Annotated in this window: 18 protein-coding genes and 1 pseudogene; 14 read left to right on the top strand and 5 right to left on the bottom strand. The window is 71.9% G+C overall.

The window, feature by feature from the left end:
* Positions 1 to 728, top strand: a pseudogene (locus tag ACFYWI_RS34545) (hypothetical protein); the annotation flags it as partial.
* Between the two features lie 153 nt (positions 729 to 881).
* Complete coding sequence (locus tag ACFYWI_RS34540; protein WP_389239743.1) at positions 882 to 1,658, top strand: hypothetical protein; 777 nt, start codon at positions 882 to 884, stop codon at positions 1,656 to 1,658.
* Positions 1,659 to 1,734: 76 nt separating this feature from the next.
* Here the strand turns inward: ACFYWI_RS34540 and ACFYWI_RS34535 are convergent, their stop codons facing one another.
* Positions 1,735 to 3,015, bottom strand: a complete 1,281-nt coding sequence (locus ACFYWI_RS34535; protein WP_389239734.1) for a DUF1015 domain-containing protein — start codon at positions 3,013 to 3,015, stop codon at positions 1,735 to 1,737.
* 73 nt (positions 3,016 to 3,088) lie between these two features.
* On the opposite strand from ACFYWI_RS34535, the gene ACFYWI_RS34530 reads away from it, so the two are divergent.
* The 4 genes from ACFYWI_RS34530 (at position 3,089) to ACFYWI_RS34515 (ending at position 7,129) form a co-directional block, all read left to right on the top strand.
* The gene (locus tag ACFYWI_RS34530; protein ID WP_389239733.1) at positions 3,089 to 4,117 is read left to right on the top strand and encodes an HAD hydrolase-like protein; all 1,029 of its coding nucleotides are present in this window, start codon (positions 3,089 to 3,091) and stop codon (positions 4,115 to 4,117) included.
* 92 nt (positions 4,118 to 4,209) lie between these two features.
* Positions 4,210 to 5,262, top strand: a complete 1,053-nt coding sequence (locus ACFYWI_RS34525; RefSeq protein WP_389239732.1) for a FecCD family ABC transporter permease — start codon at positions 4,210 to 4,212, stop codon at positions 5,260 to 5,262.
* Complete coding sequence (locus ACFYWI_RS34520) at positions 5,259 to 6,296, top strand: FecCD family ABC transporter permease (RefSeq protein WP_389239731.1); 1,038 nt, start codon at positions 5,259 to 5,261, stop codon at positions 6,294 to 6,296. The genes ACFYWI_RS34525 and ACFYWI_RS34520 overlap by 4 nt, the downstream gene beginning before the upstream one ends.
* A 29-nt stretch (positions 6,297 to 6,325) precedes the next feature.
* The gene (locus ACFYWI_RS34515) at positions 6,326 to 7,129 is read left to right on the top strand and encodes an ABC transporter ATP-binding protein (RefSeq protein WP_389239742.1); all 804 of its coding nucleotides are present in this window, start codon (positions 6,326 to 6,328) and stop codon (positions 7,127 to 7,129) included.
* A 228-nt stretch (positions 7,130 to 7,357) separates the two neighbouring features.
* Here the strand turns inward: ACFYWI_RS34515 and ACFYWI_RS34510 are convergent, their stop codons facing one another.
* Positions 7,358 to 7,705 (bottom strand): SCP2 sterol-binding domain-containing protein, encoded by a 348-nt coding sequence (locus ACFYWI_RS34510; protein ID WP_389239730.1) that lies wholly within the window; start codon positions 7,703 to 7,705, stop codon positions 7,358 to 7,360.
* A gap of 42 nt (positions 7,706 to 7,747) precedes the next feature.
* On the opposite strand from ACFYWI_RS34510, the gene ACFYWI_RS34505 reads away from it, so the two are divergent.
* From ACFYWI_RS34505 to ACFYWI_RS34485, 5 genes are all read left to right on the top strand, one after another.
* Positions 7,748 to 8,047 carry a hypothetical protein gene (locus ACFYWI_RS34505; RefSeq protein ID WP_389239729.1) on the top strand — a complete coding sequence of 100 codons (300 nt, stop codon included), beginning with the start codon at positions 7,748 to 7,750 and terminating at the stop codon, positions 8,045 to 8,047.
* A 7-nt stretch (positions 8,048 to 8,054) separates the two neighbouring features.
* Positions 8,055 to 8,870 carry a TlyA family RNA methyltransferase gene (locus tag ACFYWI_RS34500; RefSeq protein ID WP_389239728.1) on the top strand — a complete coding sequence of 272 codons (816 nt, stop codon included), beginning with the start codon at positions 8,055 to 8,057 and terminating at the stop codon, positions 8,868 to 8,870.
* Positions 8,867 to 9,823: an NAD kinase gene (locus ACFYWI_RS34495; protein WP_389239727.1), complete on the top strand. Its 957-nt coding sequence runs from the start codon at positions 8,867 to 8,869 to the stop codon at positions 9,821 to 9,823. Before ACFYWI_RS34500 ends, ACFYWI_RS34495 begins: the two co-directional genes overlap by 4 nt.
* A 175-nt stretch (positions 9,824 to 9,998) precedes the next feature.
* A complete protein-coding gene (recN, locus tag ACFYWI_RS34490) occupies positions 9,999 to 11,726 on the top strand; it encodes a DNA repair protein RecN (protein WP_389239740.1) in 1,728 nt (575 codons plus the stop codon).
* A gap of 359 nt (positions 11,727 to 12,085) precedes the next feature.
* Positions 12,086 to 13,168, top strand: coding sequence for a glycosyltransferase family 4 protein (locus ACFYWI_RS34485; RefSeq protein WP_389239726.1), 1,083 nt, complete (start codon positions 12,086 to 12,088; stop codon positions 13,166 to 13,168).
* Between the two features lie 51 nt (positions 13,169 to 13,219).
* On the opposite strand, the gene ACFYWI_RS34480 is transcribed toward ACFYWI_RS34485, so the two are convergent.
* The 3 genes from ACFYWI_RS34480 to ACFYWI_RS34470 form a co-directional block, all read right to left on the bottom strand.
* Positions 13,220 to 14,878 carry a PucR family transcriptional regulator gene (locus ACFYWI_RS34480; RefSeq protein ID WP_389239725.1) on the bottom strand — a complete coding sequence of 553 codons (1,659 nt, stop codon included), beginning with the start codon at positions 14,876 to 14,878 and terminating at the stop codon, positions 13,220 to 13,222.
* Between the two features lie 40 nt (positions 14,879 to 14,918).
* Positions 14,919 to 16,301: an FAD-binding oxidoreductase gene (locus tag ACFYWI_RS34475; RefSeq protein WP_389239724.1), complete on the bottom strand. Its 1,383-nt coding sequence runs from the start codon at positions 16,299 to 16,301 to the stop codon at positions 14,919 to 14,921.
* A gap of 93 nt (positions 16,302 to 16,394) precedes the next feature.
* Positions 16,395 to 18,197: a glycoside hydrolase family 15 protein gene (locus ACFYWI_RS34470; RefSeq protein WP_389239739.1), complete on the bottom strand. Its 1,803-nt coding sequence runs from the start codon at positions 18,195 to 18,197 to the stop codon at positions 16,395 to 16,397.
* A 412-nt stretch (positions 18,198 to 18,609) separates the two neighbouring features.
* Here ACFYWI_RS34470 and ACFYWI_RS34465 point away from each other — a divergent pair, with 412 nt between their 5' ends.
* The 3 genes from ACFYWI_RS34465 to ACFYWI_RS34455 all read left to right on the top strand — a co-directional run bounded on the left by ACFYWI_RS34465 (position 18,610) and on the right by ACFYWI_RS34455 (position 23,212).
* Positions 18,610 to 20,274, top strand: a complete 1,665-nt coding sequence (locus tag ACFYWI_RS34465) for a CTP synthase (RefSeq protein ID WP_389239723.1) — start codon at positions 18,610 to 18,612, stop codon at positions 20,272 to 20,274.
* A gap of 94 nt (positions 20,275 to 20,368) precedes the next feature.
* On the top strand, positions 20,369 to 20,995 hold the full coding sequence (locus ACFYWI_RS34460) for an NUDIX domain-containing protein (RefSeq protein ID WP_389239722.1): 627 nt from the start codon (positions 20,369 to 20,371) through the stop codon (positions 20,993 to 20,995).
* Between the two features lie 159 nt (positions 20,996 to 21,154).
* A complete protein-coding gene (locus ACFYWI_RS34455; RefSeq protein ID WP_389239721.1) occupies positions 21,155 to 23,212 on the top strand; it encodes a tetratricopeptide repeat protein in 2,058 nt (685 codons plus the stop codon).
* The last annotated feature ends 27 nt before the right edge of the window (positions 23,213 to 23,239 follow it).

The following is a 23,239-nucleotide window of genomic DNA, read 5'->3' as shown; positions in this document are numbered from 1 at the left end:
GCGGTGGCGGCGGCGGAGGCTTCCGCCGTGACGACCGTTCCGGTGGTGGCGACCGTGGTGGCTTCCGTCGCGACGACCGTCCCAGTGGCGGTGGTGGGTATGGCCGCCGTGACGACGACCGCGGTGGGTACCGCGGGCAGCGTGATGATCGTCGTGATGACCGCCAGGGTGGCTTCCGTCGTGACGAGCGTCGTGACGACCGTCCCGGTGGCGGCGGCGGTGGGTTCCGCCGTGAGGACGACCGGGGCGGGCAGCGCTGGCCCCGTGACGACCGTGGTGGCGGCCGTCCCAGCAGCGGTGGCGCCGGCGGTGGCTTCCGTCGCGACGACCGTGCGGGTGGTGGTGGCTACGCCCGACGTGATGACGAGCGCGGTAGCGGGTTCCGGCGCGAGGACGACCGTGGCGGCTACCGCGGTCAGCGCGATGACCGCCGCGATGACCGTCGTGACGACCGTCCGGGTGGCTTCCGCCGCGACGATCGTGACCGCGATCGCGACCGTGGGCCGCGTCGTGAGGACGACCGTGGTGGATACCGAGGCCAGCGCGACGACCGTGGAGGCAGCCGTCCCAGCAGCAGCAGCAGCGGTGGCGGCGGCGGAGGCTTCCGCCGTGACGACCGCCCCAGCAGCGCCGGCGGGGGCGGCTACGGCCGACGTGACGACCGTCCCGGTGGCGGCGGCGGTGGCTACGGTCGCCGTGACGACCGCCCGGCCGGCCCCCGTCGCGACAGCGACCGCGGCGGCTTCCGTGGACCCCGTCGCGACGACCAGGACCGGGACCGCGGGGGCTACCGCGGCCAGCGCGACGACCGTGACCGCGGCGGTTACGGCCGGCGTGACGACCGGGACCGGGACCGTCCGGACCGCGAGCCCGTCAAGCGGCTGCCGATCCCGGACGACGTCACCGGTGACGAGATCGACAAGGACGTACGGCAGGAGCTGCAGAGCCTGCCGAAGGGCCTCGCCGAGGATGTCGCCAGGAACCTCGTCATGGTCGCCAACCTGATCGACGAGGACCCGGAGCAGGCGTACGCCTACTCCCGGATCGCGCTCCGGCTCGCCTCGCGCGTGGCCGCGGTGCGCGAGGCCGCCGGCTTCGCCGCGTACGCGACGCAGAAGTACTCCGAGGCGCTGGCCGAGTTCCGTGCGGCCCGGCGGATGACCGGCAGCGTCGAGCTGTGGCCCGTCATGGCGGACTGCGAGCGCGGGCTCGGGCGGCCCGAGCGGGCACTTGCGATGGCCGGTGAGCCCGAGGTGCAGAAGCTGGACAAGGCCGGCCAGGTGGAGATGCGACTCGTGGCGGCCGGAGCGCGCAGGGACATGGGGCAGCTCGACGCGGCCATCGTGACCCTGCAGAGCCCCGAGCTGGCGTCCAACTCGGTGCAGCCCTGGACCGCTCGGCTGCGGTACGCGTACGCCGACGCGCTCCTGGCCGCGGGCCGTGAGGGCGAGGCGCGCGAGTGGTTCGCCAAGGCACTCGAGGCCGACAAGGACGGGGCGACCGACGCGTCGGACCGCCTTGCCGAGCTGGACGGCGTGGAGTTCGTCGACGTCATGGACGAGGACCGCGAGGGCGACGGCGAGAACGAGCCCGAGAACAAGGCCGCGAACGTCGAAGGCACGCATGAGCAGGACGGCGAGGGCGAGAAGGCCGAGTAGGCCCGGCAGCTCCGCGAGCGTACGAGTGAGGGCGGCACCCGCATCGGGTGCCGCCCTCACTCGTACCTGCCGTGTCTCAGTCCAGTGCGAGACTGCGCAGGACCAGGCCCGTCGCCGGTTTCGGACCGAACGATGTCGACTTCCGGGGCATCGTCACGCCCTCGCGTGCCAGGTCGCGTACGACCTCTTCCCGTACCGGATGCATCAGCACAGCCGTGCTGCCCCTGCGTTCCGCCTGGGTGACGACCGCCTCGGTGTCGTGGATGTAGGCGATGTGCTCGGGGGCGTCCGGGATCCGCCAGATGTGGTCCAGGAGCGTTGCGTGCAGGACCGTCGCGTCGAGGGTGCGCCAGGCCTCGGGCCGGTCCGCCCGTACCGTACGCGCCAGCAGCGAAGGATCCGGCCGGTCGACGAGGTGGAAGGCGCCGTCGCCGGCGAGGAGGAAGGCGTTGCCTTCGGCCGACGCCTCGGCGAGCACGCCCATCGCCTGCTCCAGGGGGACGTCGAGACGTCGAACACGGAAGGAGTCCGTCAGCGCGGCGAGCGCGTCGGACACCGGGAGGCGGTGCAGCAACCGGTGGATCGCGCGGACCTGCAGCGGGTAGCGGGCCGTGTCGATCAACAGCACCAGACCGTAGTGCCACGGGCCGGGCGCGGTGTGCTCGGCGCGCAGCCGCAGATAGGTCGCCCAGCGGTGGTGGCCGTCGGCGATCAGGGCCTGACGCCGGGACAGATCGGTGCGCACCTCGGCCAGTTCGCCGGCGTCGGTGATCGACCACAGCAGATGGTTGAAACCGTCCTCGGTGGTGGTCGACAGCAGCGGGGGACGCTGGACGGCGCGTTCGATGACGGCGGCCGCCCCGTTGCCGTTGTTGGTGCTGCGGTAGGTGAGGAGCAGCGGTTCCAGGTTGGCGGCGGTCGTGCGCATGAGGGCCGCGCGGTCCGCGACGATGTCCGGCATCACGTCCTCGTGCGGCAGCACGACACCCTCTGACGGTTCCGACAGGGCCAGTGCCCCGATGATGCCGCGCTGCAGGATGTTTCCCTTGCGCTGCTCGTACACGTACAGAGCGGGTTCGGGATCCGCGACCAGGACGCCCTCGTTCAGCCAGCGCGCAAGGGTGTCGGCGGCCTTCCGGTGGCGTGCGGGCGCTGCGGCTGCCTGCGGCAGGATGAGCCGGACGATGTTGTACGGGTCCGCCGACTGGAGGTGGTGCAGGCCGTCGGGCCGCACGACGACGTCGTACGGCGGCGAGGTCACGGCGGCGAGACTGCCCACCCGCTCGGGGACATAACGCAGTCCACGGAACGGGATCAGATGCAGACCGTCGTTGGCCGCGCGACCTTCGGTGTTCATCTGTGCATCGTATGTGGGACGGCGGATGAGCGATGATCGGGGGAGTGGACCCGAGTGCGAGGAGCGGAATCGGATGAGTCAGCAGGGCGGTACCCGGCCGAGCGGGAGCACGCGGGCGCTGAGTGAGGCGTACGACACGGCCCTGCTCGATCTCGACGGGGTCGTGTACGCCGGCGGTGAGGCGATCACGCACGCGGTCGAGTCGCTGGGAACGGCGCGCGAGGGCGGTATGCACCTCGCGTACGTCACGAACAACGCGCTGCGCACCCCGGACGCGGTGGCGGACCATCTGACCGAGCTGGGCATCCCGACCCGGGCGGACGATGTCATCACCTCCGCGCAGGCGGTGGCACGGTTGATCTCCGAGCAGGTTCCGGCGGGGTCCCGGGTGCTGGTCATCGGCGGCGAGGGGCTGCGGGTCGCGCTGCGCGAGCGCGGTCTCGAGCCGGTGGACTCGGCCGACGACGAGCCGGCGGCGGTCGTGCAGGGGTACGGCGGTCCCGATCTGGCGTGGGGGCGGTTCGCGGAGGCCTGCTTCGCGATCGCCCGCGGGGTGCCGTGGTTCGCGTCCAACACGGATCTCACGATTCCCGGTGCGCGGGGGATCGCGCCCGGCAACGGGGCGGCGGTGGAGGTCGTACGGATCGCCACCGCCGCCGAGCCGCAGGTGGCCGGGAAGCCGCTGCCGCCGATGCACCGCGAGACGATCCTGCGCACGGGAGCGAAGCGGCCGCTGGTGGTCGGGGACCGCCTGGACACCGACATCGAGGGCGCGTTCAACGGGGGCGTGGACTCGCTGCTCGTACTGACCGGGGTGACGGACGCGGCGCAGCTGCTGGCCGCCGTGCCGCAGCAGCGGCCGACCTACGTGGACGCCGATCTTCGGGGCATGCTCACCGGGCAGCCCGAAGTGGCCGGGACCGAGGATGGGTTCCGCTGCGGCGGGTGGACGGCCGGCGTGCGCACAGACGCGCTGGTACTGGACGGCGACGGCGAGCCGATGGACGGGCTGCGGGCGTTGTGCGCGGCTGCGTGGACGCACGCCGGGGACGGCTCCTGCACTCTCGATGCCGGAAAGGCCCTGGCCCGGCTGGGGTTGTAGTCCGGAGGCCGTGACCGTTGCCGGTGGGGTCCTCGGCCTGCCTCATCCCTCACCCTGGTCGAAGCTGTGTCAGGGTAGGCTAACCTAACCCCGTGTTGGTCGACAGTCCCCCGAAACAGAGCGCGGAGCCGATATCCGCACCCGTGACCCCCGAGCGGCATGCCCTGCGTGCCGTCGGACTACTGGTGTCGCTCGGCATCCTGCTGCTGGTCTGTGTCGCGAGCATCGCCGTGGGTGCCAAGGCGATGGCGCTCACCGAGGTGTGGGACGGCCTGTTCCACAACACCGGCACCGGCAGCGACGTGATCATCCGGGATGTGCGCGTACCGCGGACGCTGCTCGGACTCGTCGTCGGAGCGGCGCTCGGCCTCGCGGGCGCGGTGATGCAGGCGCTGACGCGTAATCCCCTTGCGGAGCCGGGTCTGTTGGGGGTGAGCGCGGGCGCTTCGGCGGCAGTCGTCTCCGCCATCAGCTTCCTCGGTGTCACCTCGCTCACCGGCTTCGTGTGGTTCGCGTTCCTCGGCGCCGCCGTCGTCTCCACGCTGGTGTACATCCTGGGTGGCAGCCGCGGCGCCACCCCGGTACGCCTCGCGCTCGCCGGGACCGCCGCCACCGCCGCGCTGTACGGCTACATCAACGCGGTTCAGCTGCTGGACGCGGCCGCGCTGGACCGGCTGCGCTTCTGGACGGTCGGGTCGCTGGCATCGGCGGACATGGCGACGATCAAGAAGATCGCGCCGTTCGTCGCCGTCGGTGTCGTGCTCGCCCTGCTGTTGGGCCGGCCGCTGAACGCGATGGAGATGGGCGACGACACAGCCCGTTCGCTCGGCGCGCAGCTGAACCGCACCCGCGTCCTGTCGATGCTCGCCGTCACCCTGCTGTGCGGGGCGGCGACCGCGGCCTGTGGGCCGATCGTCTTCGTCGGGCTGATGATTCCGCACCTCGTACGCGCCATCACCGGGCCCGACATGCGCTGGATCCTGCCGTACGCGGCCGTTCTCTCGCCGGTGCTGCTGCTGGGCGCCGACGTGATCGGCCGGGTCATCACCCGCCCCTCCGAGCTGCAGGTCGGCATCGTCACCGCGCTCATCGGCGGGCCGGTCTTCATCCACCTCGTACGCCGCAAGAGGATGGCCCAGCTGTGAAGGCAGTGAAAGCGATACGCACTCCCGGTGGGCTCTCCGTACGGGTCGACCCGAGGTCGGCGGTCATCGTCCTGCTGCTCGCCGCCGCGGCAGGGGCAGCCGGAGTCGTGTCGATCGGCAGCGGCGACTTCCCCATGTCGTTCGGCGACGTGGTCGCGACCCTGCTCGGGGACGGCACGCCGATCCAGGAGTACATCGTCCAGGAGCTGCGGCTGCCGCGCGTGCTGGTCGCCCTGCTCGTCGGCGCGTCCCTCGCGCTCAGCGGCGCGATCTTCCAGTCGCTGTCCCGCAATCCTCTCGGCAGCCCCGATGTGATCGGTTTCGGGCAGGGGTCGACCGTCGGTGCGCTCACCGTGATCGTGCTCTTCCAGGGCGGCTCGCTCGCGGTGGCGGGCGGAGCGGTGGCCGGTGGTCTGGTGACCGGCATCGCCGTCTACGTGCTGGCATGGAAGCGCGGCGTGCACGGCTTCCGTCTGGTCCTCGTCGGTATCGGTGTCGCCGCCGTGCTCACCGCCGTGATCCATTTTCTGATCACCAAGGCCGACCTGGTGGACGCCACCCGCGCCACCCTGTGGATGACCGGTTCGCTCGACGGGCGCGACTGGGCTCAGGTCCGGCCGCTGCTCGGCATGTGCGCGGTGCTGATGCCGCTCGTGTTCCTGCACGGGCGGTCGCTGCGGATGCTGGAGATGGGCGACGACGCGGCGTACGCGCTCGGGGTGCCCGTCGAACGCACCCGGGTGGTGCTGATGGGCTCGGGCGTGCTGTTCATCTCGGTCGCCACCGCCGCCGCCGGGCCGATCGCCTTCGTGGCGCTGAGCGCTCCGCAGCTCGCCCGCCGGCTGACCCGTTCGCCGGGGCCGAACCTCGCCGCGGCCGCTGTCATGGGCGCAGCCCTGCTGATGGTGGCGGACTGGGTCGCCACCCACGCGTTCGGCGACCGCCGGTTGCCGGTCGGTGTGGTCACCGGGGTGCTCGGCGGCTGCTATCTGCTCTGGCTGCTCGTCACCGAGCGCAAGGCGGGACGGATATGACTTCCAAGGAATCCAGGAGTACGACGACAATGCAGCGCCTCAGCGCGGAATCGGTCACCCTCGGCTACGACCAGCGGATCATCGCCGAGAACCTCTCGGTGGAGATCCCCGACAACTCCTTCACGGTGATCGTCGGTCCGAACGCCTGCGGCAAGTCGACGCTGCTGCGTGCCCTGTCCCGGATGCTCAGGCCCACCCAGGGCCGGGTCCTGCTGGACGGGCAGGCCATCCACTCCCTCCCCTCCAGGAAGGTCGCCAGGACGCTCGGTCTGTTGCCGCAGTCGTCGATCGCGCCCGACGGGATCACGGTCGCCGACCTGGTCGCGCGCGGGCGCTATCCGCACCAGGGTCTGCTGCGCCAGTGGTCGCCGGAGGACGAACGGACCGTCGAGGAGTCGATGGCCGCGACCGGGGTCGGCGAACTGGCGGACCGCTATGTCGACGAGCTCTCCGGAGGACAGCGCCAGCGCGTGTGGATCGCGATGGCGCTCGCGCAGCAGACGCCACTGCTGCTGCTCGACGAGCCGACGACGTTCCTCGACATCCAGCACCAGCTCGAGGTGCTGGACCTGTGCGCGGAACTGCACGAGTCGCAGGGGCGCACCCTCGTCGCCGTACTGCACGACCTCAACCAGGCCGCACGGTACGCGACCCACCTCGTCGCCCTGCGCGACGGCATGGTCGTCGCCGAGGGCGCGCCCGCCGACGTGGTGACCGCAGAGCTGGTGGAGCAGGTCTTCGGTGTGAAGAGCCGGATCATCGAGGACCCGGAGTCCGGAACCCCCCTGGTGGTGCCGGCGGCACGCAGGCGCGGCGCCGCGGCGGTGGTCTGAGGCCCGGCCCGGCCGAAGGCTGCTCCGCACTGCGCCGGACAACGCGGCCCTTGGGCGGCGGCCCGGGAGTGCAGGGCGGGGGCAGCCGAAAAGGGGCGCCACGCAACGGGGTTCCGGGCTGCGGTCGCGCGGGGCTCCGCCCCGGGAACCGCCGGCCTCCGGGCCACTCCCGGGGCGCCCGGTGCCGGGTCTCGGGGCTCCTCGCGGGGCCGCCCCCGCGCCCCCGGGTTACAGCAGCGTCCGCAGGCGCAGCAGATCGCGCAGGCCCGCCTCGAGCCTGACCCGGCCCGATGCCCATGCCTTCGCGAAGTTCAGCTTCCCGTCCACCATCGCGACCAGGTCGTCGCCCGTCATCGTGAGCCGGATCTGGGCCTTGTCGGGCGGCGGGCCCGCCAGTGTGTCGACCACCTGGATCCGGCTGCCCTCGAGCCGCCCGGTGAAGGTGATGTCCAGATCGGTGATGTGGCAGCTGAGGGAACGGTCCAGCGCGGCGGCGCCCCGTACGTCGCCGTCCGCATTCGCCAGATTGTCCGAGAGTTTGTCGAGTGCGCCGCGGCACTCCTGCGTGGTGGCCATCGTGATCGACGGTACCGCAGGGCTTCGCGGTAGCGTCTGGGCATGGACGACTCGATGCCGGGCCCCGGACCGGAAACGGAGGCGAATGTTCCGCAGGAGCGCGCGCCGGCGGCCGGGACATACGACCCCGCCGCACCCGCGCCGCTCGGCGTGCCGCGCACGCCCACGGGCAACGCCGACGTCGACGCCCGGATCGAGCGGCTGGCCGACGCCGACCACCTCCCGGCGGACGGACACCTCGAGGTGTACGAGGATGTACACCGGGGGTTGCGGGATGCGCTGACCGCACTGGATGCCCGCCCCGGCCCCCAGCCGTCACCGTCGTACGACCACAGGAGCTGAACCCCACGTGGCAGGAGTGGCCCGCCGCCGTCTGGACGCCGAGCTGGTACGCCGCAAACTCGCGCGCTCGCGCGAGCACGCGAGCCAGCTGATCGCGGCGGGGCGGGTGACCGTCGGCGGAAACACCGCGACCAAGGCCGCCACCCAGGTCGAGACCAGCGCCGCCGTCGTCGTCGCCGACGACGACAGCGACCCGGACTACGTCTCGCGCGGCGGCCACAAGCTGGCGGGCGCTCTCGCGGCCTTCGTCCCGCTCGGGCTGAAGGTCGAGGGGCGGCGGGCGCTGGACGCGGGCGCGTCGACCGGGGGCTTCACCGATGTACTGCTGCGCTCGGGCGCCGGTCACGTCGTCGCGGTGGACGTCGGCTACGGGCAGCTCGCCTGGTCTTTGCAGAGCGATGAACGCGTCACCGTCAAGGACCGTACCAACGTGCGTGAATTGACATTGGACGCGATCGACGGAGTGCCGGTGGACCTTGTGGTGGGCGATCTGTCCTTCATTCCCCTCAGGCTGGTGCTGCCCGCGCTGGTGGGCTGCACCGCGCCCGACGCGGACCTGGTGCTGATGGTCAAGCCGCAGTTCGAAGTGGGCAAGGAGCGCCTCGGCAGCGGCGGTGTGGTGCGCAGCCCGGAGCTGCGCGCCGAAGCCGTGCGGGACGTGGCGCGCAGGGCGGGGGAGCTCGGTCTTGGCGTGCAGGCGGTCACCGCCAGCCCGCTTCCGGGCCCTTCCGGGAACGTCGAATACTTTCTGTGGCTCAGGGCCGGGGCGCCCGAGCTCGATCCGGCGGACGTCGACCGCGCAGTGGCGGAGGGACCTCGTTGACCACGACATCAGCAGTTTCACCGGCTTCGGATGTATCGGCCGAAGCGGCGGAAACAACAGGGAGACGCACTGTTTTCCTGCTCGCGCACACCGGCCGGCCGGCGGCCATCCGCAGCGCCGAGCTCGTCGTCCAGGGACTGATGCGCAGCGGGATCGGCGTACGGGTGCTGGAGGCCGAAGCGGTGGATCTGCCGCTTCCGGCCTCCGTGGAGACTGTCGCAGAGGCCACCCCCGAGGTGCTCGACGGCTGCGAGCTCCTGATCGTGCTCGGCGGGGACGGCACGCTGCTGCGCGGCGCCGAGTTCTCCCGTGCCTCCGGGGTGCCCATGCTGGGCGTCAACCTGGGGCGTGTGGGTTTTCTCGCCGAGGCGGAGCGCGACGACCTCGACAAGGTCGTCGACCGCGTCGTCACGCGCGCCTACGAGGTCGAGGAGCGGATGACCATCGATGTCGTCGTCCGCCGCAACGGTGATGTGGTGCACAGGGACTGGGCGCTGAACGAGGCGGCCGTGCAGAAGGTGTCCCCGGAGCGGATGCTGGAGGTCGTCCTCGAGATCGACGGCCGGCCCGTCACCGGGTTCGGCTGCGACGGCATCGTCTGTGCGACGCCGACGGGCTCGACGGCGTACGCCTTCTCGGCCGGCGGGCCCGTTGTGTGGCCGGAGGTGGAAGCGCTGCTGATGGTGCCGATCAGCGCGCACGCTCTGTTCGCCAAGCCGCTGGTGACCTCACCGACGTCGATCCTGGCGGTCGAGGTGCAGCCGCACACACCGCACGGGGTGCTGTGGTGCGACGGACGCAGGACCGTCGAACTGCCACAGGGTGCGCGCGTGGAAGTGCGGCGCGGTGCCGTTCCCGTACGGCTGGCCCGACTGCACCACGCGTCGTTCACCGACCGGCTGGTGGCCAAGTTCGCGCTTCCGGTCTCGGGTTGGCGGGGGTCGCCCCACTAGGCGCTGCCCCGGCCGGGCACCGGGCAGAAGCCGCGTGGTCAACCAGGGGCGTACCGAAGAGTGAAGCCGCTGCCTGGGCTCCGGGCACCGGTTTCCTCTCATTCCGTGCCGGAAGGCAGGGCGACGTCGCATCCGGTGGGGGAAACCTCGTATGGTCAGGTCCGTGTTGGAGGAGATGCGGATACGGTCGCTCGGGGTCATCGACGACGCGGTCGTCGAGCTGTCGCCCGGTTTCACCGCGGTGACCGGCGAGACGGGCGCGGGCAAGACCATGGTCGTCACCAGCCTGGGGCTGCTGCTCGGCGGACGCGCCGACCCCGCCCTGGTGCGGATCGGTGCGAAGTCGGCCGTGGTGGAGGGGCGGATCAGCGTGTCCGCCGGCGCCTCCGCCGCGCTGCGGGCCGAGGAGGCCGGCGCCGAGCTCGACGACGGCACGCTGCTGATCAGCAGGACCATCTCTGCCGAGGGGCGCTCGCGCGCGCACCTCGGCGGGCGGTCAGTCCCGGTGGGCATGCTGTCCGAGCTCGCCGACGAACTCGTCGCCGTGCACGGCCAGACCGACCAGCAGGGCCTGCTGCGGCCCGCGCGGCAGCGCGAGGCGCTCGACCGGTACGCGGGTGACGCGGTGACCGGGCCGCACGCCAAGTACGCGGCCGCGTACCGGCGGCTGCGTGCCGTCGTCGCGGAGCTCGACGAGCTGACGGCGCGGGCCCGCGAGCGCGCGCAGGAGGCCGATCTGCTGCGCTTCGGCCTGAACGAGGTCGCCGGCGTGGAGCCGCGGGCGGGCGAGGACGTCGAGCTCGCCGCGGAGGCGGAGCGCCTCGGACACGCGGAGGCCCTGGCCTCGGCCGCGTCCGCCGCCCACGCGGCCCTGGCCGGCAACCCCGAGGACCCTGAGGGCGTCGATGCCACGACGCTGGTCGCGGGGGCCGGGCGGGCACTGGACGCCGTAAGCGCGCACGATCCGGCACTGGCCGCGCTCGCCGACCGGATGGGGGAGATCTCCATCCTGCTCGGCGATGTGGCGGGTGAGCTCGCCGGGTACGCCGACAACCTGGACGCCGATCCGCTGCGGCTCGCCGCGGTCGAGGAACGGCGGGCCGCGCTGACCCAGCTGACGCGCAAGTACGGTGAGAACATCGCGGCTGTGCTGGCCTGGGCCGAGGAGGGCGCGGGCCGGCTCATCGAGCTGGACGGCGACGACGACCGGATCGGCGAACTGGAGGCGGAGCGGGACGCGCTGCGCAGTGAACTCTCCGGTCTCGCCCAGACGTTGACGGACGCCCGGACCGAGGCGGCGGCCCGGTTCGCCGAAGCGGTCACCGAGGAGCTGGCCTCGCTCGCCATGCCGCACGCGCGGGTGTCGTTCGCCATCCGGCAGACGGAGGCCGCGGACGAGGAGTCGGGCGTCGAGGTCGACGGCCGTTCGGTGGTGTACGGACCCTTCGGCGTCGACGAGGTCGAACTGCTCCTGGCCCCGCACCCGGGCGCGCCGCCGCGTCCGATCGCCAAGGGCGCGTCGGGCGGTGAGCTGTCGCGGGTGATGCTCGCGGTCGAGGTCGTCTTCGCGGGGACCGACCCCGTGCCGACGTATCTCTTCGACGAGGTCGACGCGGGCGTCGGCGGCAAGGCGGCGGTGGAGATCGGTCGGCGCCTGGCCAAGCTGGCGAAGTCGGCACAGGTGGTGGTCGTGACGCACCTGCCGCAGGTTGCGGCGTTCGCGGATCGCCAGCTCCTGGTCGAGAAGACCAGCGACGGCTCGGTGACCCGAAGCGGCGTCACGGTCCTGGAGGGCGAGGACCGGGTCCGCGAACTGTCCCGGATGCTGGCCGGCCAGGAGGACTCGGAGACGGCGCGGGCCCACGCGGAAGAGCTCCTGGCAACGGCACGCGCGGACGGCTAGGGCCTTTCGGGGGGGCGCACCCGCGCGGGTGCTCCTGCCGTTGTGCGGGCTGCGGGCTGCGGGCTGAGCGCGGAGCCCGAGAACGCGGGCGCCTCGGCAGGGTGCGTCGCATGCGCGCGGCGGCCTCGTGCTGGTGCCACGCGGGGAGCGGGCTGCGTCACATGACCATCGCCGTCGGCACGGTGGTGCCGGCTCTTCACACGGCCGGCTCATCGCGGCAGCGGCGTGAGGCACCCAGGTCAGCCGCCTGGCGGGATCACCCATGTGAGTGATCCCGGTCGTCCGAAGTCCCTGTTCCGCACACGGGCGCGATGCGGGGGCGGTGCCGGAACGTGCGTACGGACTGGCATCCTTGGCGCGTGACACAGCTGCGTACGGTCCAGGTACTGGGCGGCGGCAGTGCGGGCAGCAGCGCGCACGTCAGGTCGCTGGCCGCCGGGCTGGTGGCACGAGGCGTGCGGGTGACGGTGTGCGCCCCCGCCGCACTGGAGCAGGTCTACGACTTCCCGGGCGCAGGGGCGCACTTCGCGCCCCTGCCACGGCGAAGCGACCCCATGGCCGTGGGGGCGCTGCGCGCCGCGTGCGCCGGCGCGGACATCGTCCACGCGCACGGCCTGCACGCCGGCGTACGCGCGGCGCTCGCGCTCAGCGGTCAGCGCATCCCACTCGTCGTCACCTGGCACACCCGGTCCCACAGCGAAGGCGCCAGCCGACACGTGCTGCGCCTCCTGGAGCGAAGAGTCGCGCGGGCGGCGACGGTTGTCCTCGGCACGTGTTCCGAGCTGGTCGACCGGGCCCGTGAACGGGGCGCGCGGGACGCCCGCCTCGCACCGGTTGCTGCGCCGCAGAGCTGCGCGCAGCGCGGCCAGCAGGGCAAGACACGCGCCGAACTGGGCATCGTGGACCGCCCACTGCTGATGGCCGTCGGCAGCCTGGTCCCGCACCGGGGCTACGCCACCCTGCTGGATGCCGCGCGTCGATGGCGCGGGCTCGAGACGGTGCCGCTGCTGATGATCGCGGGGGAGGGGCGGGAACGGGCCGCACTCCAGCGCCGTATCGACGACGAGCATCTGCCGGTCCAGCTGCTCGGCGGGCGCGACGATGTCGCCGACCTGCTGGCTTCGGCGGACGTGGCGGTCCTTCCGAGCCGCTGGGAGGCTCGCTCCCTGCTTGCGCAGGAAGCGCTGCGGCTGGGTGTCCCGCTCGTCGCGACAGCGGTCGGCGGCGTACCGGAACTGGTCGGCGACGCGGCCGAGTTGGTCCCCTACGGGGATGCGTCCGCGCTGGCCGACGCGGTGACCCGGCTGCTGTCCGACCCGGCGCGCCGCACGGCACTGTCGGCGGCTGGCCGAGCGCAGGCGGCGACGTGGCAGACGGAGGACGAGACGATCGCGCAGGTGCTCAGCGTCTACGACGAGCTGGTCTCGGCCGGCCTCCGCTGACCGGACCGCACCGGCCCGCCCCGGGCAGGGCCGGGCCGGGAAGGTCGCGCGCTACGGCGTGTGCCGTCTCGCCCGCAGGGCCAGGCTCAGCGCCAGGACCGTCTGCGGGTCCTCCAGATCCGTGCCCAGCAACTCCGAGATGCGCGCCAGGCGGTTGTACAGCGTCTGGCGGTTCAGATGCAGTTCGCGGGCCGTCTCCGCCTTGCGGCCCGCGTGATCCAGATACGTCTCCAGGGTCGGCAGCAGCGGTGGCCGCGACGTACGGTCGTGGTCGCGCAGGGGCCCGATCGCCCGGTCCACGAAGGCCGCCAGGTCCGGGTGTTCGCGCAGGCGCCACAGCAGCAGGTCGATGTCCAGGCGACGGGCGTCGTACCAGGCCCGGTCACTCAGCCCCTGCGCCGCCGTGGCCGTCTCCGCCGCATGGCGCAGGCCCGCGCTCGCCGCCGCCCAGCCGCCCGCGACGCCGACGACCACCACCGGCGGATGCGCGCCCGCCCTCCCCCGGCCTCCGGCCGGGGGGACGCCCACCAGGCCCGCCCGCTCGACCCCGGCCCGCAACGCCGCGGCGACCCGGTCCGCCACCGCGGTGCGCTCCGATTCCGAACGCAGACCGAGCAGCAGCGGCACCCGGCCCTCGACCGGCCGCACGCCCAGCAGCACCGGAACGCCGACCGCGGACAACTCCTCCAGGACCGCCCGCGCCAACACCGCCCAGTTGCCCGTGGGCGACAGCTCGGCCGCCAGCCGCATCACCACGGGCAGCAGCGGCCCTTCGCCCGGTCTGAAGCCGAGCACCCGCGCCTGGGCGGGCGCGTCCTCCGCCGCGATGCGTCCCTCGGCGAGGTCGGTCAGGAAGTCGCCGCGTCCGCGGGCCGCGAGCTCCTCCTCCTGACGTGCCTGCATCAGTACCACGGCCAGGATGCCCGCGGCACGCTCCGCGGCCATCCGGTGCACGGGAAGCAGCGGGGACGACAAGGCCAGCAGCACCAGCCGGGCGCGTACGGCCCCGGTGCCCTGACCACCGCCCGGCACGTCCACCAGGACGGCATTCGCGGGGGGCGCGTCCTGCTGGGCCTCGCGCCCCCCGCGCAGCCCCTCCCACACCTGGAGCGGGTCGGCGACCGCAGGCTCCCCGCCGGGCGTGGCCGCTGCGTACAGCAGCTGTCCGTCGGGGGTCTCCAGAAAGACCGGGTCGCCGGTGAAGCCGGCGAGGATCTCCAGTACCTGCGGGACCCCGCCGCCGGCGAGCAGCGCCTGCGTGCACCGCCGGTGCACCTCCTCGGCCTGCTGGAGCAGCGCGTAGTGGCCGTTGACGATCTCGGTGTGGATCTCCTCCGTGACGGTCACGAAGGGCACCTCGCGGTGCAGCTGCACCAGCGGCAGCCCGGCCGCCCGCGCGGTCTCCACGATCGTCGCGGGCAGCCGCGAGAACCTCGGCCCGAGTTCCACCACCAGCGCGGCGATCCCGCGCTCGGCGAGCCGGCGTACGAAGGTGCGCTGCTCGGCCGGCCTGGTGCCGAGGCCCAGACCGGTCGTCAGCAGCAGCTCGCCGCCCTTGAGCAGCGAGGCGATGTTGGGGACCTCACCGGCGTGCACCCAGCGCACCGTACGGTCCAGCCGCTCGGCGCCGGCGAGGACCTCCGGCAGGCCGCTGCGCAACCCGGGCAGTTCCAGTGCCCGCTGCACGGTGATTCCGCCCTGTGTTTCCATTGCCAGGACGCTACCTGGGCGATTCTTCGAAGGACAACGGTCAGTCCGGCTTGATGTTGTGGTTCAGCCGGAACACGTTGTCCGGGTCGTACCGGGATTTGACCTCGGCGAGCCTGCGGTAGTTCTCCGCGCCGAAACCGGCCACGACCCGGTCCTGGCCTTCGTCGCCGATGAAGTTGAGGTACACCAGTCCGACGGACCACGGGATGACGTCCGCCCGCGCGTCGCGGACCCACTGCCTGCCGCGCTCGTCGTCGGCCGGGTTGTCCCAGATCCCGAACGGGTGGGAGACCCAGGAGGCCGTCCGCCAGGGCAGCGGGTAGGCGGAGTCGCCGCGCTCCAGTGCACCGCCCATCGGGAAGAGGATGTGCTGCGAGTTCGAGGGCACGATCATGCTGTCCGCACGCGCGCAGAAGACGTCCACGGCCTCGTCGGGCAGTCCGGTCAGATACTCCGCCGACCAGTAGTTCCGCAGCCCCGGCGGGTCGTCGATCATGCACTGCAGATCGGCGTACGGGATCTGTGTGACGACCTCCGCGTCGTGGCCGAGACCGAGCAGCGGCGCCACCGCCCTGCGCAGTTCGGGCAGCGTGCCCGTGTAGGTGACCAGTACGGCGGCCACCCGCTGTCCCACCAGGTGCTCGGGTACGAACTCCTCGGGCGGGCCGGTGAGGTAGATGAACCCTCCGCCGACCTCGTCCGGCGCGGATTCCAGTACCTCGCGGTAGACGGGGAGTACCTCGCTGCCCCGCGCGGCCGGGAACAGCAGCATGGCGATGGACATGTCAGGCAGTGGATGCAGCTTGAGTGTGATCGACGTGGCCACCCCGAAATTGCCGCCGCCGCCGTGCAGCGCCCAGAACAGCTCCGGGTTCTCGTCGTCACTGGCATGGACTTCGGCCCCCTCGGCCGTCACCAGGTCGACGGCGACGAGATTGTCGCAGGCCAGGCCGAACTTCCGCTCCAGCCAGCCCGATCCGCCGCCCAGCGTGAACCCGCCCACTCCGGTGGTGGACGCCCGGCCGCCGGTGGTCGCCAGGGCGAACGGCTGCGTGGCCCGGTCCAGATGGCTCATGGTGGCTCCGCCGCCGACACGTGCCGTGCGGGCGTCCGGGTCGACGACGACCGCGTGCATCCGGCGCAGATCGACGACGAGACCGCCGTCGGTGGTCGCGAGACCCGCGACGCTGTGTCCGCCACCGCGGACGGCCAGTTCCAGGTCGTGCTCCCGGCCGAAGCGCACGGCCGCCGACACATCGGCGGCCGAGTCGCACCGGACGATGACCGCCGGCCGCCGGTCGATCATCGCGTTGAAGATCGTGCGGGCTTCGTCGTAATCCGCGTCACCGGGGGCGATGGCTTCGCCGGCCAGGGTTTCGCGGAGCCCGTTCAGGGCCTCTTCTGTGAGGGTTCGGGGCGCCATGTTGCCCCCTTCCGGGGCGTAAGCGGGACCTTTTCATCGTAGGGTCGAGCGGTCCTGCCCCGCACCCGCGTGCACGGGCGCCCCGGCGCGGCCCTATCCGCCGTAGGCCCCCGACGCGGTCAGCCGCAGTGCCGTGTCGATCAGCGGAACGTGGCTGAAGGCCTGTGGGAAGTTCCCCACCTGCCGTTGCAGCCGCGGATCCCACTCCTCCGCCAGCAGCCCGAGATCGTTGCGCAGCGACAGCAGCTTCTCGAACAGCCGCCGCGCCTCGTCGACCCGTCCGATCATCGCCAGGTCGTCGGCCATCCAGAACGAACAGGCCAGGAAGGCGCCCTCGTCGCCGGGCAGACCGTCAACGCCCTCGTGGGCACCCTGGGTGGGGTAGCGCAGGATGAAGCCGTCCGGCGTGGACAGTTCCCGCTGGATCGCCTCGATGGTGCCGATGACGCGCTTGTCGTCCGGCGGCAGAAAGCCCATCTGCGGGATCAGCAGCAGGGATGCGTCGAGCTCCTTCGAGCCGTACGACTGGGTGAACGTGTTGCGCTCCTTGTCGTACCCCTTCTCGCACACGTCGTGGTGGATCTCGTCGCGCAGCTCGCGCCACTGCTCCAGCGGTCCTTCCGCATCGCCGGACTCGATCAGTTTGATGGTGCGGTCGACCGCAACCCAGGCCATCACCTTGGAGTGCACGAAGTGCCGGCGCGGCCCGCGGACCTCCCAGATGCCCTCGTCCGGCTGGTCCCAGTGGTCCTTCAGATAGCTGATCAGCTTCAGCTGGAGCAGCGAGGCGTAGTCGTTGCGCGACAGGCCTGTCATATGAGCCAGGTGCAGGGCCTCGGTGACCTCGCCGTACACGTCGAGCTGCAGTTGGTTGGCCGCCCCGTTGCCGACCCGTACGGGGGCGGAGTTCTCATAGCCGGGCAGCCAGTCCAACTCGGCCTCGCCCAGTTCCCGTTCGCCCGCGATGCCGTACATGATCTGCAGGTTCTCCGGGTCGCCCGCCACCGCGCGCAGCAGCCACTCGCGCCAGGCGCGGGCCTCTTCGCGGTAGCCGGTGCGCAGCAGCGACGACAGGGTGATCGCGGCGTCGCGCAGCCAGGTGTAGCGGTAGTCCCAGTTCCGTACGCCGCCGATCTCCTCGGGCAGGGACGTCGTCGGCGCGGCGACGATCCCGCCGGTCGGCGCGTAGGTCAGCGCCTTCAGCGTGATCAGCGACCGGACGACGGCCTCGCGGTAGGGCCCGTGGTACGTGCACTGGTCCACCCACTCCTGCCAGAAGCCCGCGGTGGCCTCCAGGGCGCCTTCCGGCTCCGGCACCGCCGGCGGCTCCTTGTGCGAGGGCTGCCAGCTGATGGTGAAGGCGACCCGGTCGCCGGGGGCGACGGTGAAGTCGGAGTACGTGGTGAGCTCCTCGCCGTACGTCTCCGCGTCGGTGTCCAGCCAGACCGAGTCGGGTCCGGCGACGGCGACCGTACGGGAGTCGACCTTGTGCACCCACGGCACCACGCGCCCGTAGCTGAATCGCATACGCAGCGCCGAGCGCATCGGCACGCGTCCGCTCACGCCCTCCACGATCCGGATCAGCTGCGGTGCGCCGTCACGCGGCGGCATGAAGTCCGTCACACGGACCGTGCCGCGCGGCGTGTCCCACTCGGACTCGAGGATCAGGGAGTCGCCCACGTAGCGGCGGCGGTCGGCGGTGGGCGGCTCGGCGTTCTCGCCGTACGCCGGGCCCAGCCGCCAGAAACCGTGTTCTTCGGTGCCGAGCAGCCCGGCAAAAATGGCATGCGAGTCGAAGCGGGGCAGGCACAGCCAGTCCACTGTGCCGTCCCTGCAGACCAGTGCTGCGGTCTGCATGTCTCCGATGAGTGCGTAATCCTCGATGCGCCCGGCCACGTGCATCTCCAGTCGAACGGCCACGTCCGCCCCGCGGGGCGCTTACTGCAGTCAAGGGTCGTTGACGAGCGCGTGTTCCGGGTGACGGGCGGGGATGATGCCGTTTGCCGGCCTGGCTCGGCAGCGATGTCCGAGCAGGATACGCGGCACCCTAGTGATCTGCGCGGCCGTCCTGACAACCTGGCTGCGCCGAACGGGTGAGCGGCGGGTGAGCTGCGGTGAACGGTCCGGCCGCCCACGCGAGTGTGGCCGGAAGCGGTCATGGACGGTCGCTGATACCCTGGTACCCCGTGGACCGGTGGCCGCCCTGCGAAAAACAGGGGCCCCGAAACCGCAGCTTCGGCACCCCGGAATCTCTGGGCAGATGCCTGCAAGCACCTCACTTCGCGACCACGGGAGCCCCCTCTTGGCGATGCCGCCCAAATCCATGACGACCAAGCACATCTTCGTCACCGGGGGTGTCGCCTCCTCCCTCGGCAAGGGCCTCACAGCCTCCAGCCTGGGCGCGCTGCTCAAGGCGCGGGGCCTGCGGGTCACCATGCAGAAGCTCGACCCGTACCTGAACGTGGACCCGGGCACGATGAACCCGTTCCAGCACGGTGAGGTGTTCGTCACCAACGACGGCGCCGAGACCGACCTGGACATCGGCCACTACGAGCGCTTCCTCGACGTCGACCTCGACGGCTCGGCGAACGTCACCACCGGCCAGATCTACTCCCAGGTGATCGCCAAGGAGCGGCGCGGCGAGTACCTGGGCGACACCGTGCAGGTCATCCCGCACATCACCAACGAGATCAAGCACCGCATCCGGCGCATGGCGACCGACGACGTCGATGTCGTCATCACCGAGGTCGGCGGCACGGTCGGCGACATCGAGTCGCTGCCGTTCCTGGAGACCGTCCGCCAGGTCCGCCACGAGGTCGGCCGCGACAACGTCTTCGTGGTGCACATCTCGCTGCTGCCCTACATCGGCCCGTCCGGCGAGCTGAAGACCAAGCCGACCCAGCACTCGGTCGCGGCGCTGCGCAACATCGGTATTCAGCCGGACGCCATCGTGCTGCGCGCCGACCGTGACGTGCCGACCGCGATCAAGCGCAAGATCTCGCTGATGTGCGACGTCGACGAGGCCGCCGTGGTCGCCGCCATCGACGCCAAGTCGATCTACGACATCCCGAAGGTGCTGCACACCGAGGGCCTGGACGCGTACGTCGTGCGCAAGCTGGACCTGCCGTTCCGCGACGTCGACTGGACCACCTGGGACGACCTGCTGGACCGCGTCCACAATCCCGACCACGAGGTCACGGTCGCCCTGGTCGGCAAGTACATCGACCTGCCCGACGCATACCTCTCGGTGACCGAGGCGATGCGCGCCGGCGGCTTCGCCAACAAGGCCCGCGTCAAGGTCAAATGGGTCACCTCGGACGACTGCAAGACGCAGTCGGGCGCCCAGAAGCAGCTCGGCGACGTCGACGCCATCGTCATTCCGGGCGGATTCGGCGAGCGCGGTGTCGACGGCAAGGTCGGCGCCATCCGGTACGCCCGCGAGAACAGGATCCCGCTGCTCGGCCTGTGCCTGGGCCTGCAGTGCATCGTGATCGAGGCCGCGCGCAACCTCGCCGAGATCCCGGACGCCAACTCCACCGAGTTCGACGCCGCCACCGCCCACCCGGTGATCTCCACCATGGAGGAGCAGCTGGCGTACGTCGAGGGCGCGGGCGACCTGGGCGGCACCATGCGGCTCGGCCTGTACCCGGCGAAGCTCGCCGAGGGCTCGATCGTCCGCGAGGTCTACGACGACCAGCCGTACGTCGAGGAGCGCCACCGCCACCGCTACGAGGTGAACAACGGCTACCGCGCGGAGCTGGAGAAGAAGGCGGGCATCCTCTTCTCGGGCACGTCCCCCGACAACAAGCTCGTCGAGTACGTCGAGTACCCGCGCGAGGTCCACCCCTACCTGGTCGCCACCCAGGCGCACCCGGAGCTGCGCTCCCGCCCGACCCGTCCCCACCCGCTCTTCGCCGGTCTGGTGAAGGCCGCCGTGGAGCGGCAGCAAGCTGCGGGTACGCCGGGCGAGTAAGCCTTCGGGCGATGGTGTCGATACGGTTGACCGGGGTACGGGCCTTCGCGGCCGTGCCCCGGTTTCCTGTTGTGTGTGTGGGAGGACGCTTTTAATGGCCATCAAGGACATGCCCGAAGAGTGGCCGGTCACAGCGACCGAGATCCCGTTCAGGGGCAACAAGACAAGCGTCCGCACCGACCATGTGGTCATGCCCGACGGCACGGTCGTCACGCGCGACTACCAGGTTCACCCGGGGTCGGTGGCGGTGCTCGCCCTCGATGACGCCGGCCGGGTCCTGGTGCTGCGCCAGTACCGGCACCCCGTACGGCACAAGCTGTGGGAGATTCCGGCGGGCCTGCTGGATGTGCCCGGTGAGAACCCGCTGCACGCCGCACAGCGCGAGCTGTACGAGGAGGCGCACGTCAAGGCCGAGGACTGGCGGGTGCTGACCGACATCTACACCACGCCCGGCGGTTGCGACGAGGCCGTACGGATCTTCCTGGCCCGCGATCTGTCGGAGGCGGAGGGCGAGCGGTTCGAGGTCTCCGAGGAGGAGGCCGACATGGAGCTGGCCAGGGTTCCCCTCGACGAGCTCGTACAGGGTGTGCTGGCGGGCGACCTCCACAACACCTGTCTGGTCGTCGGGGTCCTGTCGGCCACGGCCGCGCTGAACGGCGCCGGTTTCGACGCGCTGCGGCCGGCGGAAGCCCCTTGGCCCGCCCGTCCTTTCGAGGCCTGAGCCCGTCCGGGTGGCCGATGTGACGATCGGCTGATCCGATCGGGCGATAGCGCCGCCGCGCTCCGCACGGTTCGTCGCAGAGAGTGAACTACGCTCGGTACGCCCGTGCGGAGACCCGACGGGCTCGGCTCGTGCGCGGACAAACTGGAGCGTGGCCCCGTGACGGATCAGGCGCTGGACTTGGGCGGCCCCGACCGCGCGGAGGCTGCCCGGCCCTGCGCCACCCGCCCTGGATCCGCCGGCCGTTTCTTCGGCCGCCAGCGGGAGTTGAAGGCGCTGCGCGCCGACATCGAACGGGCCGGACTCAACACGCTCGCCGGACGCAAGGCCCCCCGCGCCCGTGTGCTCCTGATCGCCGGGCGCCCCGGTTCCGGACGCACCGCGCTCGCCGAGGAACTCGCGCGGCAGCTCACCGAGGACTACCCGGACGGTGTGCTGCGTGTCCGGCTGACCGAGCCCGGCGGGCGGCCGGTCCTTCCGGACGAGGCCGCCCGCGTGCTGCTCGACCGCCTCGGTATCCCGGCACCGCCCGGCGCGGCCGACGACGACCTCACCGCGATGGTCCGCGAGGCGCTCGCCGGTCGCCGGGCGGTGCTCCTGCTCGACGACGCGGCCGACTCCGAACAGGTCGACGCGCTGCTGCCCGACAATCCCGACTGTCTCGTGGTGGCGGTCTCCCGGGGCCCGCTCACCGGCATCCCCGATGTGCGGCCCTGCACGCTCGGCGGCATGGACGCCAAAGCGGCGATCGAACTTCTCACCACCTTCACCGGCTCGGTGCGTATCACCGTGGACCCCCAGGCTGCCGAAGCGATCGCCGAGGAGTGCGGCGGAGAGCCCTTCGCCCTCGCCCTGGTCGGCGGCTGGCTCGCCGCCCGGCCCAATACATCGGTCGACGACGCGGCCAAGCAACTGCGCGGACTGCCTGACGACGACGAACAGCCCATGGGTGCGCGGCCGCTGGCCCGCGCCTTCCGGCTGGTCTACGAGTCCCTGTCGCAGTCGGCCGCGCGGATCCTGCGACTGCTGACCCTCGCGCCCGCCGGGCTGGCGGACGCGCACACCGCGTCCGCACTGGCCGGCTGCTCGGTCTCGGCCGCCGGGGCGACGCTGGAGGGCTTTGCCGCACTCGGCCTCGTACGGCGGACCGGCGACGACTGCTTCGAGGTGCCCGGCGCGCTGCTGCCGTTGCTGCGCGTGCTGCTGGAGGCCGAGGACCGGCCAGCCGAGGTGCAGCTGGCGCGGGCGCGGATGCTGGAGCGCACCGTGCGGCGGCTCCAGTCGTGCCGGGCGATCACCGAACCCGAGGGGGCAGAGGCCCACAAGAAACTCTCGGGTCTGCCGCGGGCCCTGCGCTTTTCCACCCCGCAGTCCGCCGCCGAGTGGCTGGGGAGCCACCAGGGCATGCTGCTGGCCTCGGCGCGGCTCGCGGTGGAGGACGGTGAGCTGGACACCCTGGCGCGCAGACTGGTCTCCGCCCTGGTCAGGGCACTGGCCGCCCACCGGGGCGCCGAAGCCGCCGCCCCCGAGCTCTACGGCCTGCACCAGTTGGTGCTCGATGTCGCCGAGCGCCGCTCACTGCACCGTGAGCAGGCCGCCGCGCTGCTCAACCTCGCCGATCTCGACGCGCAGACCGGCCGGATCGAGGACGCACTGGCCCGCTACCGGGCCGCGCTGGACGCCGGCCGGGCCGCGAACGATCCGTACGCGATCGGCCGGGCGATGGAATCCGTAGGCGGCGCGTACCAGGAACTGGGGGACTGGCAGCGGGCAGGCGACTGGTACGGGCGGGCGCTCGCCCAGCGGCAGGCGCGGGGCGAGCGGGCCGACGAGGCACGGCTGTACGGGCGGCTCGGCACCGTGCACACCTACGCCGGCCGCTACGGCGAGGCGCTGCGCAGCTGGCGCGCGGCGGTCGCCGGCTACCGAAGGCTCGGTGATCTGCCGTCCCAGGCACGAGCGTTGAGCGAGGTCGCCCGCGTACAGGAATACGCGGGGCGGCCCGAGGAATCGCTGCACACCTGCCGGGATGCGGTGGAGTGGGCGCGGCGGGCCGGGGACGCCCGGCTGCAGGCCGCACTGCAGCTCAGGCTGGCCGACACCCTCGACCGCCTCGGCGATCCGGTGGCCGCCCGCCTGCACAGGGCCGTGGCGGAGAGACTGCTGGGAGAGGAGGCTTCTACCTACGAAATCCGCAGTCCTTCGGACCAAGATTAATGCTTTGCAAGGCTAGACAGCGAGAAG

Source organism: Streptomyces sp. NPDC002889 (assembly GCF_042888425.1).
Classification (GTDB): Bacteria; Actinomycetota; Actinomycetes; order Streptomycetales; family Streptomycetaceae; genus Streptomyces.
This window is presented reverse-complemented; position numbering and strand designations above follow the sequence as displayed.

Bases quoted from the DNA above. Each gene is read 5' to 3' on its own strand.
- ACFYWI_RS34515 (WP_389239742.1), top strand. From the start codon at position 6,326: ATGCAGCGCCTCAGCGCGGAATCGGTCACCCTCGGCTACGACCAGCGG.
- ACFYWI_RS34505 (WP_389239729.1), top strand. From the start codon at position 7,748: ATGGACGACTCGATGCCGGGCCCCGGACCGGAAACGGAGGCGAATGTT.
- recN (WP_389239740.1), top strand. From the start codon at position 9,999: ATGCGGATACGGTCGCTCGGGGTCATCGACGACGCGGTCGTCGAGCTG.
- ACFYWI_RS34535 (WP_389239734.1), bottom strand. From the start codon at position 3,015: ATGAACACCGAAGGTCGCGCGGCCAACGACGGTCTGCATCTGATCCCG.
- ACFYWI_RS34530 (WP_389239733.1), top strand. From the start codon at position 3,089: ATGAGTCAGCAGGGCGGTACCCGGCCGAGCGGGAGCACGCGGGCGCTG.
- ACFYWI_RS34465 (WP_389239723.1), top strand. From the start codon at position 18,610: ATGCCGCCCAAATCCATGACGACCAAGCACATCTTCGTCACCGGGGGT.
- ACFYWI_RS34510 (WP_389239730.1), bottom strand. From the start codon at position 7,705: ATGGCCACCACGCAGGAGTGCCGCGGCGCACTCGACAAACTCTCGGAC.
- ACFYWI_RS34480 (WP_389239725.1), bottom strand. From the start codon at position 14,878: ATGGAAACACAGGGCGGAATCACCGTGCAGCGGGCACTGGAACTGCCC.
- ACFYWI_RS34475 (WP_389239724.1), bottom strand. From the start codon at position 16,301: ATGGCGCCCCGAACCCTCACAGAAGAGGCCCTGAACGGGCTCCGCGAA.
- ACFYWI_RS34460 (WP_389239722.1), top strand. From the start codon at position 20,369: ATGGCCATCAAGGACATGCCCGAAGAGTGGCCGGTCACAGCGACCGAG.